This window comes from Candidatus Pelagibacter sp. IMCC9063 (assembly GCF_000195085.1).
Classification (GTDB): Bacteria; Pseudomonadota; Alphaproteobacteria; order Pelagibacterales; family Pelagibacteraceae; genus IMCC9063.
In genome coordinates, this window is the sequence record NC_015380.1 from 110001 (window position 1) to 124753 (window position 14753).

Sequence of the window (14753 nt, forward strand, 5' to 3'; positions counted from 1 at the left end):
AAGAAACTAATCTCTTAGTTTCGCGACAAACATGTCAAGGGTTGGTAAGGTTCTGCGCGTTGCTTCGAATTAAACCACATGCTCCACCGCTTGTGCGGGTCCCCGTCAATTCATTTGAGTTTTAACCTTGCGGTCGTACTCCCCAGGCGGATTATTTAACGCGTTAGCTATAATACAGAGAAATAATTCCCCACATTTAATAATCATCGTTTATGGTATGGACTACGAGGGTATCTAATCCTCTTCGCTACCCATACTTTCGTATCTCAGCGTCAGTAATGATCCAGAAAGCCGCCTTCGCAACTGGTGTTCTACATAATATCTACGAATTTCACCTCTACACTATGTATTCCGCTTTCCTCTATCATACTCTAGCTAAATAGTTTTAATTGCAGTTCCAAAGTTAAGCTTTGGGCTTTCACAATTAACTTATCTAGCCGCCTACATACTCTTTACGCCCAGTAATTCCGAACTACGCTAGGTCCCTTCGTATTACCGCGGCTGCTGGCACGAAGTTAGCCGGACCTTATTCTTCGGGTACAGTCATTATCTTTCCCGACAAAAGAGCTTTACAACCCAAAGGCCTTCTTCACTCACGCGGCATCGCTGCATCAGGCTTTCGCCCATTGTGCAAGATTCCCCACTGCTGCCTCCCGTAGGAGTCTGGGCCGTATCTCAGTCCCAGTGTGGCTGATCATCCTCTCAAATCAGCTATTGATTATAGCCTTGGTGAGCTTTTACCTCACCAACAAGCTAATCAAATGCGGGCTCATCTTTTGGCATTAAAACTTTCTCCGTTAGGACTTATCCGGTATTAGCACAGGTTTCCCCATGTTGTTCCGAACCAAAAGGCAGATTCCCACATGTTACGCACCCGTCTGCCGCTAGGTATTGCTACCCCGCTCGACTTGCATGTGTTAGGCGTGCCGCCAGCGTACGTTCTGAGCCATGATCAAACTCTCAAGTTTAATAACGGCGTACACAAGCTTTCGTGTATTTTAAAAAAATACACAACTTACATAAAATTACTTTTTTATAAGTTTACTTAAAGCGTGTACGACAAATTTTTTTTTGACAAAAAATAACCGTCCACGCTTCTCTTCCAAATTTACGATTTCAAGAGCTCAACAAAACTACTGAAAATTCTCTGGTTTAAGAAAGAATTTTCCTTAATTTTGTTATGTTTTTTGTATAAATCACACCTAAATAACAGTTATTATTCAGTGCAAGGACTCGAGTAAATATTGATAAATAGGCAACAAGTCAATAGCTAGAAACATAAAAAAATACCACTTTTAAAGGGCTTTTTTTCCTTTTTTAATTATTTATCAACTGTAAGTATATAAAATATAGAAAAATGAAAAAAAATCACCAAAAAATTCCTCGAAATTACCTAATAATATTTTTGATTTTAATTTTTTTTGCTCTTTTATTTTTTGTTTTTTCCTCCAAAGATTTTGTCTCCAAAGGCTATCTAAATGAGCGTGAAGAATCTACAAAAGAATCGAAAAAAGAATTTAAAGATGCCTATTCTTTTTTTTTCAATACCGATTTTATTCCTAATAAAAAAATTATTAAAGTTGTTGCAGGAGATTCACTGCAAAAAATTTTATTAAAAGAAAAAATTTCCAAGGTAGAGGTCAATAAAATTTATCAAAAGACTAAAGGTATAGTTGATTTAACAAAAATAAAGCAAGGGCAAACTATAACTATTATATTTCGAATAAAACAAAACAAGCCATCAATATCTAGAATAACTTTTCAAGTAGATGAACTTTCTACAGCTTACATTTACTACAGCAACAAAACAGATGATTACGAAGTTAGACTTAATCAAAAAAATTTGGAAAAGATAAATTTTTTAGCAAAAGGAGTTATTGTAAATAGCTTGTTTGCTTCTGCTCAAAAAATAGACGTAGATGCTGAAGTTGTAGTTGAGTTTGCAAGGATATTTGGATTTGAAATAGACTTTCAAAGAGACATACGAAAAAATGATGAATTTCGAATTTTTTATGAACGGTTTGAGGATGATGAGGGAGAAAATTTTAAAAATGGAAATATTTTATTTGCTTACTTAAAAAACAGTGGAAGAGAAATTAAACTTTACCGATACAAAGATAGCAAAAATAATATTGGTTATTTTACGCCTGATGGAAAAAGTATTGAAAAAGCTTTGATGAAAACGCCAATTAATGGTGCAAGATTATCTTCTGGCTACGGAATGAGAAAACATCCTATTTTAGGTTATAATAAATTACATCAAGGAACAGATTTTGCTGCACGTAGAGGAACACCAGTTATGGCTTCTGGCTCAGGAACAGTGGAGAGGGCATCGTGGTTTGGAGCGTATGGAAAATATGTTCGAATAAGACACAACTCAACTTATAAAACTGCTTATGCGCACCTATCTAAGTTTGGTAGAAATATTAAAGCTGGAAGAAAAGTTAAACAAGGACAAATTATTGGTTACGTAGGAAGTACTGGTAGATCAACCGGACCTCACCTTCATTATGAAGTGTTGGTAAATAATAAAAGAATTAATTCGCAAAGACTGAAGCTTCCTTCGGGAAAAAAATTGTCACAAAATGAAATGGAAAATTTTAATTTAGAAAAACAAAGAATTGATCAGTTGGCAGAAATTTCTAAGACTACTAAATAGTTTACTTCTTAACAGCTTCTTCAGTTACAGTCTTTGAGGCATCAGCTTCTGCTTTCGCAGCGTCTTGCGAAACTATATCATCTTCAGTTTCTGTATTTTCATTCTCTGGCTCATTTAAAGACTCCTCGCTTTTAATAACTGGCTTTGGTTCTGGTGGTAACAATCTTGCATAATGATCTGCATGTTGAAAATAGCTTTCCGCTAAAATAATATCTCCAACAGAAAGGGCGTCATTAGCCAATGTTTTGTATTTATCAAACATTTTAGTTGCATTTCCGCCCCCACGATTGCCGTTTCTATTTCTTGAAAAATTGTTGTTGTTGCCCGTTTCTCCAAGAGAAACTATTTGACCTGAACCACTATTTCTAAAATTAGCATTAGGTCTGCGACCATTACTTCTTGGGTTATTACGACCTCTCGGTCTTCTTACAAAATTTGGCATTTAGATTGTTTTTTAATTCTATTTTAAAATATTATTTAATAGATGTTTTAAAGTCACATATTCTTAAACATTTGTCAAAAGAAATTTATCCTATTTTAGATGCTAGAATACATCTTATTTCCCCATTGATTAATCGATATTTGTCTAGAACTCTAAAAGAGTTCTCTGCCAAAATCTCTTTTATTTTAAAAAACTGCTGGTCACCCAGCTCCAAAGCTAACAATCCATTTTTTTTCAAAGACATGGACGCAAAGGTAATAATTTTTTTATAATGAGATGTTCCATCATGACCTCCCTTCAGTGCAGTTTTTGGCTCAAAATTTTTAACATCTATTTCTAAATTGTCATACTCAGCTGAAGACAAGTAGGGAGGATTAGATAGAATTACGTCAAATTTTTTCAATGTAAGGAAATGAAAAATACTTTCTTTATGAAGCTCAACTCTTTTATTAAGCTTGTAATTCTTAACGTTAATTTTTGAAACTGCTAAAGCATCTGAACTAATATCTAGTCCGATACCAATACTTTTTTTAAGCTCTCTTAAGCAAGAAATTAGCAAACATCCAGACCCACATCCGATATCCAAAAGCTGCAATACTTTTGATTTGTCTTTAATTTTTTTTAAAACCATTTCAATTAGAATTTCTGTTTCTGGTCTTGGAATTAAAGCTCTCTGATCTACAAAATAAGTTTCATTCCAAAAATCTTTTTTATTTAAAATGTAGGCCACTGGTTCTTTATTTTTTCTTCTCTCTATCAGCTGACTCATTAGAAGTTCTTGAGATTTATTTAGAATCAAATTGTGTTGAGTAGATAGATTAATTCTATCAGTTTTTAAAACTGAAGCTAAAATTATTTCAGAATCTATTTTTGCAGTTTTGATATTAATATTTAATAAATTCTTACAATTTTTTTTTAAAGCCTCTAAAACTGTAGTCATGCATTACTTGACATTTTCTAACAACTCTTCCTGATGCTTTATTTGTAAAGCATCAGACATTTCTGCAAAATCATCACCTGCTAAAAAACCTGTTAGTTTGTGCAAGGTTAAATTAATTCTATGATCGCTAACTCTTCCTTGAGGAAAATTATAAGTTCTAATTCGTTCCGATCGGTCTCCAGTTCCAATTTGACTTTTTCTTGCAACCGAACGTTCATTTTCTAATCTTAATCTTTCAGCCTCATACAGCCTGGATCTTAAAATAGTCATCGCTTTGGCTTTATTTTTGTGTTGAGATTTTTCATCTTGTATTGCAACCACCACACCTGTTGGAATGTGTGTAATTCTAACTGCACTGTCGGTTGTATTAACAGACTGTCCGCCCGGCCCTCCAGATCGAAAAACATCTATTCTTAAATCGTTTTCATCAATCTTAACATCTACTTCTTCCGCTTCTGCTAGAACAGCAACAGTTGCTGCAGATGTGTGAACTCGTCCTTGGGTTTCTGTATCGGGTACACGCTGAACTCTATGCACCCCAGATTCAAACTTTAGTTTAGAAAACACATTTTTTCCTGTAATTGTGAAGACGATTTCCTTGTATCCTCCAGCCTCACTAGCAGAAACACTTAACACTTCTACTCTCCATCCATTGATAGATGATACTTTTTGATACATATTAAATAGATCAGAAGCAAATAAAGAAGCCTCCAAACCACCTGTGCCAGCCCTAATCTCCACGATGGCATTCTTCTCATCTGCCTCATCTTTTGGAAGTAAAAATACTTTGACTTTTTTTTCATACTCCTGTTCTTTTGATTTAATTTCTTCGAGATCATGTTCTGCCATCTCTCTAATTTCAATATCTGAATCCTTGTCTGATAAGATTTTTTTAAGATCTTCTTTGTCTTTTATGGCATCAATATAGCTCTTGATGGTCTCTATTATTTCTCCAATTGAAGAATATTCCTTAGAATTTTTAACAAACTCTTTTTTATCAATATCGGTTTTCGAAAGGCTAGATTCTAAATCATTATAGCGATTAACAATACTTTCTAATTTTTCTAAAGATATCATGAATTACTCCTTAGCTTTCTGCTCTAATTTCAGCAGCTTTATTTTCTACTAAAGATACAACGTGATCAATAATTTCTTCTGATGCCACCTTATGATCTGCGAGACCATGTAAGTAGATCATATTACTTCCCTTACCACCTCCTGTTAGACCAATGTCGGTTTGGGAAGCCTCACCCGGACCATTAACCACACACCCAATAATAGATAAGGTAAGAGATTCTTTAATGTGTGATAATTTTTTTTCTAAAATTTCCACAGTCTTGATTACTTCAAATGCCTGTCTTGCACATGAAGGACAGGAAATTATTTTTACGCCTCTATGTTTTAAGTTTAAACTTTTTAAGATCTCCAGCCCAGCCTTGACCTCATCTACTGGATCTGAAGAAAGAGAAACTCTAATAGTATCTCCAATACCATCCATGAGAAGCATTCCCATTCCGATTGAAGATTTAACAGTACCTACAAAATAACTACCTGCTTCTGTTATTCCAAGATGTAACGGGTAATTACACTTGGAAGCTAAGAGTCTGTAAGAGCTAGTTGCTAGAAAAATATCAGATGCTTTGACGCTAATTTTAAAGTTAAAAAAATCTAAATCTTCTAAAATTTTTATGTTTAGCATGGCGCTTTCAACCAATGCTTCTGGGCATGGCTCTTTGTATTTTTCCAACAACGTACTATCTAATGATCCTCCATTTACTCCAATTCTAATAGAACAATTAAAATCTTTTGCAGCTTTTACTATGTCTGCAACTCTATCCTTAGATCCAATATTTCCTGGATTAATTCTTAAGCAGCTTGCACCAGATTTTGCAGCTTCAATCGCTCTCTTATAATGAAAGTGTATGTCTGCAACAATCGGAATATTAGTTTGCTTTACTATTTGCGATAAAGCTTTTGTAGAATCTTCATCTGGACACGAAACCCTTACAATGTCAGCCCCTGCTTCTTCCAGGTCGTTGATTTGCTTCACAGTGCTGGGAATATCTGTTGTCAGGGTGTTAGTCATAGATTGAACCGATATAGGAGCATCACCACCTACCAAAACATCCCCTACATGAATTTGTTTAGATTTTCTTCTATTGATTGTTCTAAAAGGTCTAATTGTGCTCATTTTATTTATCTAGCTCAAAAATTTGATGAATTGTTTTCACTGCTTCCTTAGTATTTTTTTCATCAATCAATACTGAGATTTTAATTTCGGAAGTAGAAATAACCATAATATTTATTTTTTTGGACGATAATGCATCAAACATTCTATAGGCAACTCCGGGATGAGTAATCATACCAGCGCCCACAATTGAAATCTTAGAAACATGACCATCCGTTAATAGTTTATCAAAATTTAGCTGCTCTTTTAATTTTTCTAAAACTGAAGTAGTTTTTTGCAAATCATCTCTTTTGATTGTAAATGTAACATCTGTTTTAGAATTGTCTGCCGAAACATTTTGAACAATCATATCAATAACTATATTATTTTCATACAAAGGTTTGAAAATTGAAGAAGCAACCCCAGGCTTATCTTTTACCCCTTGCAAAGTAACTTTTGCATCATCACTTGAATAAGCCACTCCTGTGATAACCTTATCGTATGAAACCCTATCCTGGCTGCCAATTTTGGTTCCTGAATTATTAGAAAATGTAGATTTTACATAAATATCGACATCGTTAATCATGGCTTTTTGTACAGAACTGCTTTGCATCACTTTTGCTCCAAGTGAGGCCATCTCTAACATTTCCTCATATGAGATTTTTTCAATTTTTTTTGCCTTGCTCTCTAAATCCGGATTGGTAGTGAATACACCATCTACATCTGTATAAATTTCACAAAAGTCTGCTTCTAAACATTTTGCAATTGCAACTGCGGATGCATCTGAACCACCCCTGCCGATTGTGCTAATTCTGTTGCCTTCCGTTAGGCCTTGAAATCCTGGAATGATTGGAACAATATCTTGGTCTATACAGTCATTTAATACTTTTGAATTAACTGAAATGATTCTACTATTTTTATGATCTCCTTCAGTCACAATAGGTATTTGCCACCCTAACCAAGATCTGGATTTAATTCCAAATTTTTGCAAAGCTGCTGCCAACAGCGTAGCAGTAACTTGCTCACCTGAAGATAAAAGAGCATCATACTCATCGCTAGGAAAACTATCTGAAATTTTTTTAGATTTTTGAATTAAATCATTAGTGACACCAGCCATAGCAGAAACTACCACGGCAATTTTATGATTTTGATCAATTTTTGCTTTAATTATATTGGCAACATGTGAGATTCTATCTGTATCTGCGACAGAAGTACCACCAAATTTCATTACAATTTTAGACATATAAAGTATATTTTTAACATAATTACTCTGCTAAATAAAAATAAGCAATAACACAAAAGGCTATGAATAAAAAAACAGCTAATGAGCAAGAAGTTAAAAAGTTTTCTAATATGGCTTCTGAGTGGTGGGATCCTAATGGGAAATTTTCCCCTTTGCACAAGTTCAATCCTGTAAGACAAGAATACTTAATTGACAGAATTTCCTCTCACTTTTCATTGAGTCTTGATAAAAATTTTTCATTTTCAAACCTAACACTTTTAGATATTGGTTGTGGAGGAGGTTTGCTATGTGAACCTTTTGCTAGATTGGGCGCGCAAGTTACAGGAATTGATGCTTCCAAAAATAACATTGAGGTAGCAAAAATACATGCGCAAAAAACAAATTTGCAAATTCAATATTTAAACAAGCTTCCAGAAGAAATAAAAAATAAAAAATTTGATGTAATTTTATGCATGGAAGTGATTGAGCATGTTGATAATGTTAATTTTTTTGTCGAAAGCTGCTCAAAACTTTTAAATAAAAATGGAATTATTTTTTTTGCAACAATTAATAGAAATCCAAAGTCTTATTTATTTGCAATTGTGGGTGCAGAGTATGTCTTGAGGTGGCTACCTGTAGGAACGCATGATTGGAAAAAGTTTGTAAAACCTCAGGAGATGATTAATTATGTATCCACTCAACAATTGATACACCAAGAAACTAAGGGGGTTACTTTTAATCCCATTCTTAATAAATGGTCACTAAGTAATGATACTTCTGTCAATTATATGACCTGCTTTACAAAAAGCTAACTGTCAGTTTTGTCTACCCAAGGTATAGAATTAATTTCTATCCCCTCTTCGATTAATTCTTTATTTTCTTCTAGGCTAGTTTTACCATAAATATTTCTCACATTTTTTTTATCGTAGTGAATGGAGCGAACTTCAGATGCAAAATTATTCCCTACATATTCTGCATTTTTTTCTACATATTTTCTAAGTTCTGTTAATTTTTTTTGAACATTTTGATAGACTTCTCTTTGCTGGTTATCATCAGTCTCTTTTTTTTTACTACCCACTACTTGCGGGGACATAATTTGTTTAGAAATTTTTTTAGAAACTCCACATATACAACTAAGTAAGTTTTTTTTCTCTAGCCTATCAAACTCTTTGGAACTGCTAAACCAACTCTCAAACTCTTCTCCACATTCACATTTAAGTTGGTATTTGATCATAAATTTAATAGTCCAAGAACTACTCCTTATTAAAAAAAAGAATAACAGTTCCTAAATTAAATCCAAATTTGTTAATTTTTGCGATATTAATCAGATAGTTTTTATCCTGCAGGAACATCCAATCATCAAAATTAACTTTTATTTTTTTTGATCCAATTGGTAAGTTAAATGTATATTTCCAATTAAAGGCGTTCCCACTGGTTGATCCAGAAGCTTTACCAATAACTCCATCTGCAAAACCAGTGTAAAAATTTTCACCTTCTTTGGTAATAGTCCATTCACGAAATTCTTTGCTTCCATCATCATAAATAAAATCTTCTTTTAAAATGAGTGTTTTTCCATCCCAAGTTCCGTCTATATAAACGATAAAAGATTTCTTTATATTCCCAAATCTATCTTCAAAAACACCTCTTGCAGTAGTTTTGCCAGAAAAATATTCCTCTAGTTTTAACTCTGGTTTCTTTAATTTAAATTCTTCAAGTTTCATAGTTGAGCAACTATTTAGCACAGACAGTAAAAGAATTGCTAAAAAAATATTTTTAATTCTACTCATGATTTAAGCCATATAAGTTTGCGTTAATTTTATCTATTATTGTTTTACTACCTTCTAAAAATTTTACCTTACACAAGTCTGCCGCAGCTAACCATTGAATTTGCTGATTCTCCTTAGCTTTCACTATTCCGGTCCATTTTCTCATGTAAAAAACAGCCATTATAACAATGCTATTTAATTCATAGCTATGTGAGACATTGTCAATAATTGAGAGGTCTTTGCTTTTGACTTTAATTCCCAACTCTTCTTCTAACTCTCTAATAATAGCATCGTAAAAACTTTCTCCTCTTTCTAATTTTCCACCAGGGAATTCCCAGTAATGAGGAAAGGGTTTGCCTGTAGGTCTTTTGGTGATTAAAATTTTATTTTTTTTAAGCAGAATGCAAGAAGATACAAATACAATCTTCACAACTAACTTCGATAGTCTGCATTAATTGAAATATATTTTTTGGTCAAATCACAAGTGTAAACTGAAAAATTATTTTTACCCGATCTCATATCCACATGGATTAAAATCTCTTTATTCTTCATGTGCTCTTTCACATCTGACTCTTTGTAATTTTTTACAATCTCTCCATTTCTAAAAATTGAAGTTGGCCCAATTTTTAATGACACTTTTTCCATTTTTATATCAGGACTGGCTTTGCCGATCGCCATCATTATTCTACCCCAATTAGGATCCTCTGCTGCAATTGCTGTTTTTACCAGAGGGGAATTCGCGATTGAAAATCCAATAGTTTTTGCTAAATTTTTATTTTTACAATTAGTTATATTAATGGTTATAAATTTTTGAGATCCCTCGCCATCAGCAACAATTTGTTTTGCAAGATCCAGCATAACTATTTTTAATTTTTGCTCAAATATTTTTGCTGCTGGAGAGTTTTTATTTGTTATTAATTTATTTTTTGACTTATTCGTAGAAAATAACAAAACCATATCATTGGTTGATGTATCGCCATCCACTGAAATGGCATTAAAAGTTTCTTCTACATTTTTTTTTAAAAAATAATTTAACACAGGGGAGGAAATATTTGCATCTGTAAATATAAAACCAAACATGGTTCCCATGTTAGGAAAAACCATGCCAGATCCTTTTGCAATTCCTGAAATATTAATTTTTTTATTATTAACATCGAAAGATTCATAAGCCATCTTGGCAATTGTATCAGTTGTCATTATCGCGTTAGCTGCACCAATCCATTCAAATTTATTGGGCTTTACTGATCTTTCCATTAGCTTGTCTATAGAATATTTAATTTTAAGAAGAGGAAATTTTTCACCAATCACCCCCGTCGAAGCAAACAAAATATCTTTTTGAGAAATATTTTTATTTCTGGAAATTAAATAAGCGAGTTCTTTGATGGCAATATACCCTTGCTGTCCATTTAAAGTGTTTGCATTTTTTGTATTTACAAAAAGAGCTTTGATTTTTTTTGATGTGATACTTTTATTCCATACAATGCAATGAGATTTGGTTGACGATTTTGTATAAACGCCTGCAAAAGTAGCCCCTTCTTTAAAATAAAAAAAACAAACATCGTCTCTTTGCTTTTTATAGAGATCCGCAGAAGCAGTTGATAATTCCATCCCTTCTATTGCTGGAAGGTCTTTAGTAGTCTTGCCTTGCTGGCCTTTAATGCCAAAAATTTCACTAAATTTTATTGCCATAATTAATAATTTGATAAAGAAGTGGTTTATAAGTTAGAAATACAAACTTTACTATTAATAATTTAAGCAAAACCTGAGTAGAAATGTTGAAAAATTTAAATTTTCTAAAAAAAATTTTTGGTTCCACCAACCAGCGAAAAATTTCTGCTTTAAACTCTACAGTTGAGCAGATCAATAAGTTGGAAGAGTCATTTATAAAACTATCTGACACAGAGCTAAAAAGTAAAACTAATGAATTCAAAAAAAGACTCCAAGACAAAGATACCCTCGATATAATTTTGCCTGAAGCTTTCGCAGCAGTTCGTGAGGCTAGTAAAAGAGTAATTGGTCAAAGACATTTTGATGTTCAGTTAATGGGTGGAATTATTCTACATCAAGGAAAAATTTCTGAGATGAAAACAGGTGAGGGGAAAACGCTAGTTGCGACACTTCCTGTATATTTAAATAGTTTACAAGAAAAAGGAGTTCACGTTGTAACCGTAAATGACTACCTAGCAAAAAGAGATTCGGAATGGATGGGTCAGATTTATCAGTTTTTAGGGTTAAGCGTTGGTTGTTTAACAGCAAATGTCCAAGACGAAGATAGGGAAAAAATTTACAATTGTGATGTAGTGTATGGAACAAACAATGAGTTTGCTTTCGATTACTTGCGAGACAACATGAAGCTTTCTCTTGATGAGATGGTTCAAAGAGATTTTCATTACTGCATTGTAGATGAAGTAGACAGCATTCTAATTGATGAAGCTAGAACTCCACTAATAATATCAGGTCCCTCTGAAACAGACTCTTCTAATTATTTTGTATGTAATAAGCTTGTTCAAGAACTAAAGGCAACTGATTACCAGGTTGATGAAAAAGATAAGAATATTAACTTAACAGACTCTGGCATCGATTCGGTTGAATCAAAACTTTCAAAGATGAAACTTTTACAAGGTAGTAACTTTTACGATCCTAGCAATTTATCTCTTGTTCATCATATTAACCAATCTCTTAAAGCGAATATTTTATTCATCAAAGACAAAGATTACATCTTAAGAGATAATCAAGTTCAAATTATTGATGAATTTACTGGAAGAGTGTTGGAGGGAAGAAGATATGGAGATGGATTACATCAGGCAATAGAAGCAAAAGAGGGAGTTCCTATTCAAAGTGAAAATCAAACTTTTGCATCTACTACCTACCAAAACTATTTTAGACTTTATAAAAAACTTGCAGGAATGACAGGTACCGCCATAACAGAAGCAGAAGAATTTTATGACATCTATAGACTGGATGTAGTTGAAGTTCCTACGAATGTAGTGATGTCTCGTAAAGATTTAAATGATCAGATTTTTAGAACTGAGAAAGAAAAATTAAATGCAATTGTGCAAGATATTAAAGAAGCTCGTAATAATAAGCAGCCTGTTTTAGTGGGCACAACTAGTATAGAAAAATCAGAAAAAATATCCAACATATTAAAACAAGAAGGGATTAAGCATAGTGTCCTTAATGCTAAGCAGCATGAAAAGGAGGCTGAAATTATTCAATTAGCTGGGTGTCCTGAATCAGTAACTATCGCAACAAATATGGCTGGAAGAGGAACCGACATTCAGTTGGGGGGAAATCTAGACGTTAGATTAAAGAATGCAACTGATAACGAATCTGAAAAAAAATTACATAAACAAGATAAGGAGGCAGTCATCCAATCAGGGGGGCTGTTTGTAATAGGAACTGAAAGACATGAAAGCAGAAGAATAGATAATCAGCTAAGAGGTCGATCGGGAAGACAGGGAGATGCTGGAAAAACTATTTTTTATTTAAGTCTTGAAGACGACCTCATGAGGATTTTTGGATCAGAAAAAATTGACTATATGTTGCAAAAATTAGGATTTAAAGAGGGAGAGTCAATTGATCATCCTTGGATTAATAAAGCTCTTGAAAAAGCTCAACAAAAAGTTGAAGCAAGAAATTTTGATATTAGAAAAACTATTCTTCAATTTGATGACGTGATGAGTGACCAAAGAAGAGTTATCTATGAACAAAGATTAGATGTTATGAAAACCGAAAATATTTACTCTATTGTAGATAATATTTTCAAAGAAATAATTGATAACATACTTTTGCAGAGCACTCATTTAGAAGAAGATAATGAAAGAAAAGAAAATATTAAAAATAAGATTGAAAGAGTGTGTGGAATTAGAATGTCCGATCTTGATTTTAAAAATTTTATTTCAAGTTCAAAACAAAAAAAAGTAGAGCTTTTAGAAAAAAATTTTAAGAGTAAAAGAGCATCAAGAATTGATAAAATAACAGAAATCAACAATCAGGATATTGAGAGAAAAATATTCTTACAAAACTTAGATTTTGAATGGAGAAATCACCTTCAATATTTAGAGCAGCTTAGGCAATCTGTTGGTTTAAGAGGGTATGGTCAAAAAAATCCTCTAGATGAATACAAAAGAGAAAGCTTTGGATTGTTTCAAAATCTATTAGATAAAATTAAAGAAAATCTAATACTTTTTTTATCAAACCTAGAAGTATCTTTAGATGAAACCAAAAATAAGAACGAACCTACCGATAAAGCATTAGAGCAAAATAAAATTGAAGGCTGTTTATTATCTAGTAATCCTAAAGAAAAAATTTCAAGGAATGAAAAGTGTCCTGCGACTGGAAAAAAATTCAAACATTGTTGTGGATCTTTAGTATAACCACCACATTATAGCAGCTACTAAAACCGAAGCTCCCAAAATAATAAATGCTTTTTTATTCTTAATAAAACTTTTTCTTGAGAAATACATTGCATTTTCGTGGTTAAATATATTAATTTCCTCTGGCAGCTTTGTACCAATGGATAGAAATTTATTTTTTCTTTCTTTAAGAATTTCATCTGCGCTTTTTCCAGAAAAGGACTTTAAATTTTCTACTAAACTTTGCTTGATGTGTATCGCGGCTTCTTTGGGGTTTCTGTGGGCTCCTCCAAGCGGCTCTTGTATAATCTCGTCTATTATCTGATGGCCTAATAAATTTTGTGCAGTTATTTGCATAGATTCTGCTGCCTCTTTTGATTTAGATGCATCCTTCCATAAAATAGAAGCACATCCTTCTGGAGAAATGACTGAATAAATAGCATGCTCAAGCATCAAAACTTTATTGGAAGTAGCAAGTGCAATGGCACCGCCGGATCCACCCTCCCCAATCACTACCGATATAATTGGTTGTGAAACTGAAAGACAACAATCAATAGACTTTGCTATTGCCTCCGCTTGACCTCTCTCTTCTGCTCCTTTTCCTGGATAAGCACCTGGAGTATCAATAAAAGTTATTACTGGAATCTTAAATTTTTCAGCTAATTTCATTAAACGAATGCATTTTCTGTAACCCTCTGGACGCATCATGCCAAAATTTCTTTTTAATCTACTTTCTGTATCACTTCCTTTTTCCTGACCCAAAACTAAAACGGATTGATTTTCTAACTTTGCAAAACCGGCGATGATAGCCTCATCCTCACCAAACAGCCGATCTCCTGAGATAGGCTGAAAATGTTCAAAAATATTTTCAATATAAAAATTCGACTTAGGTCTCTCACTATGTCTTGCAACTTTAGTTTTTTTCCATCCATCAAGACTTTGATAAATTACACTCGTTTTTTTATCAATTTCGGACTGTGCTTTTTGTATTTCTTCATTATTTAAGGAAGACAGTCCCGTATTTTCAAAAGGATTTTTTAGATTCTCTATGTTGGAATCTAGCTGCTCAAGCTCTTTTTCAAAGTCTAAATACTGCATTAATTAAATATAAGTTTTTATTATTGTATATACATGAAACAAAAATAACAATTAATTGATACCTGTAATTAAATAGTATTAATTTTAATATCTTAAATAAATTG

The 14753-nt window shown here is 33.0% G+C and carries 13 protein-coding genes and 1 rRNA gene (1 of these 14 only partly in view); 3 read left to right on the top strand and 11 right to left on the bottom strand.

Annotated elements, in window-relative coordinates; all coding sequences use genetic code 11:
- Positions 1-968, bottom strand: a 16S ribosomal RNA gene (locus SAR11G3_RS00620) (it extends 518 nt beyond the left edge of the window).
- 389 nt (positions 969-1357) lie between these two features.
- Here SAR11G3_RS00620 and SAR11G3_RS00625 point away from each other — a divergent pair.
- Positions 1358-2659 (top strand): M23 family metallopeptidase, encoded by a 1302-nt coding sequence (locus SAR11G3_RS00625; protein ID WP_013694779.1) that lies wholly within the window; start codon positions 1358-1360, stop codon positions 2657-2659.
- A gap of 1 nt (position 2660) precedes the next feature.
- On the opposite strand, the gene SAR11G3_RS00630 is transcribed toward SAR11G3_RS00625, so the two are convergent.
- From SAR11G3_RS00630 to SAR11G3_RS00650, 5 genes are all read right to left on the bottom strand, one after another.
- Positions 2661-3101, bottom strand: coding sequence for a DUF4167 domain-containing protein (locus SAR11G3_RS00630; RefSeq protein WP_013694780.1), 441 nt, complete (start codon positions 3099-3101; stop codon positions 2661-2663).
- 85 nt (positions 3102-3186) lie between these two features.
- The gene (gene prmC, locus SAR11G3_RS00635; protein ID WP_013694781.1) at positions 3187-4041 is read right to left on the bottom strand and encodes a peptide chain release factor N(5)-glutamine methyltransferase; all 855 of its coding nucleotides are present in this window, start codon (positions 4039-4041) and stop codon (positions 3187-3189) included.
- Between the two features lie 3 nt (positions 4042-4044).
- Positions 4045-5118, bottom strand: a complete 1074-nt coding sequence (gene prfA, locus SAR11G3_RS00640; RefSeq protein ID WP_013694782.1) for a peptide chain release factor 1 — start codon at positions 5116-5118, stop codon at positions 4045-4047.
- 10 nt (positions 5119-5128) lie between these two features.
- Positions 5129-6232: a flavodoxin-dependent (E)-4-hydroxy-3-methylbut-2-enyl-diphosphate synthase gene (gene ispG, locus SAR11G3_RS00645; protein ID WP_013694783.1), complete on the bottom strand. Its 1104-nt coding sequence runs from the start codon at positions 6230-6232 to the stop codon at positions 5129-5131.
- A 1-nt stretch (position 6233) separates the two neighbouring features.
- Entirely contained in the window at positions 6234-7451 is a 1218-nt protein-coding gene (locus SAR11G3_RS00650) for an aspartate kinase (RefSeq protein WP_013694784.1), read from the bottom strand.
- 62 nt (positions 7452-7513) lie between these two features.
- Here SAR11G3_RS00650 and ubiG point away from each other — a divergent pair, with 62 nt between their 5' ends.
- Complete coding sequence (ubiG, locus tag SAR11G3_RS00655; RefSeq protein ID WP_013694785.1) at positions 7514-8242, top strand: bifunctional 2-polyprenyl-6-hydroxyphenol methylase/3-demethylubiquinol 3-O-methyltransferase UbiG; 729 nt, start codon at positions 7514-7516, stop codon at positions 8240-8242.
- On the opposite strand, the gene SAR11G3_RS00660 is transcribed toward ubiG, so the two are convergent.
- The 4 genes from SAR11G3_RS00660 to argJ are packed head-to-tail and all read right to left on the bottom strand — an operon-like array spanning position 8239 to position 10885.
- Positions 8239-8664: a DUF1178 family protein gene (locus SAR11G3_RS00660; RefSeq protein WP_013694786.1), complete on the bottom strand. Its 426-nt coding sequence runs from the start codon at positions 8662-8664 to the stop codon at positions 8239-8241. The genes ubiG and SAR11G3_RS00660 overlap by 4 nt on opposite strands.
- A gap of 19 nt (positions 8665-8683) precedes the next feature.
- A complete protein-coding gene (locus SAR11G3_RS00665) occupies positions 8684-9217 on the bottom strand; it encodes a DUF3833 domain-containing protein (protein WP_013694787.1) in 534 nt (177 codons plus the stop codon).
- Entirely contained in the window at positions 9210-9626 is a 417-nt protein-coding gene (locus tag SAR11G3_RS00670) for a (deoxy)nucleoside triphosphate pyrophosphohydrolase (RefSeq protein WP_013694788.1), read from the bottom strand. The genes SAR11G3_RS00665 and SAR11G3_RS00670 overlap by 8 nt, the downstream gene beginning before the upstream one ends.
- A 2-nt stretch (positions 9627-9628) precedes the next feature.
- Entirely contained in the window at positions 9629-10885 is a 1257-nt protein-coding gene (argJ, locus tag SAR11G3_RS00675; protein ID WP_013694789.1) for a bifunctional glutamate N-acetyltransferase/amino-acid acetyltransferase ArgJ, read from the bottom strand.
- 83 nt (positions 10886-10968) lie between these two features.
- Between argJ and secA the strand changes: the two genes are divergently transcribed.
- A complete protein-coding gene (gene secA, locus SAR11G3_RS00680) occupies positions 10969-13572 on the top strand; it encodes a preprotein translocase subunit SecA (RefSeq protein ID WP_041862291.1) in 2604 nt (867 codons plus the stop codon).
- On the opposite strand, the gene SAR11G3_RS00685 is transcribed toward secA, so the two are convergent.
- Positions 13564-14649 (bottom strand): acetyl-CoA carboxylase carboxyltransferase subunit alpha, encoded by a 1086-nt coding sequence (locus tag SAR11G3_RS00685; protein WP_013694791.1) that lies wholly within the window; start codon positions 14647-14649, stop codon positions 13564-13566. The two genes, secA and SAR11G3_RS00685, sit on opposite strands and share 9 nt — an antisense overlap.
- Positions 14650-14753 lie beyond the last annotated feature (104 nt).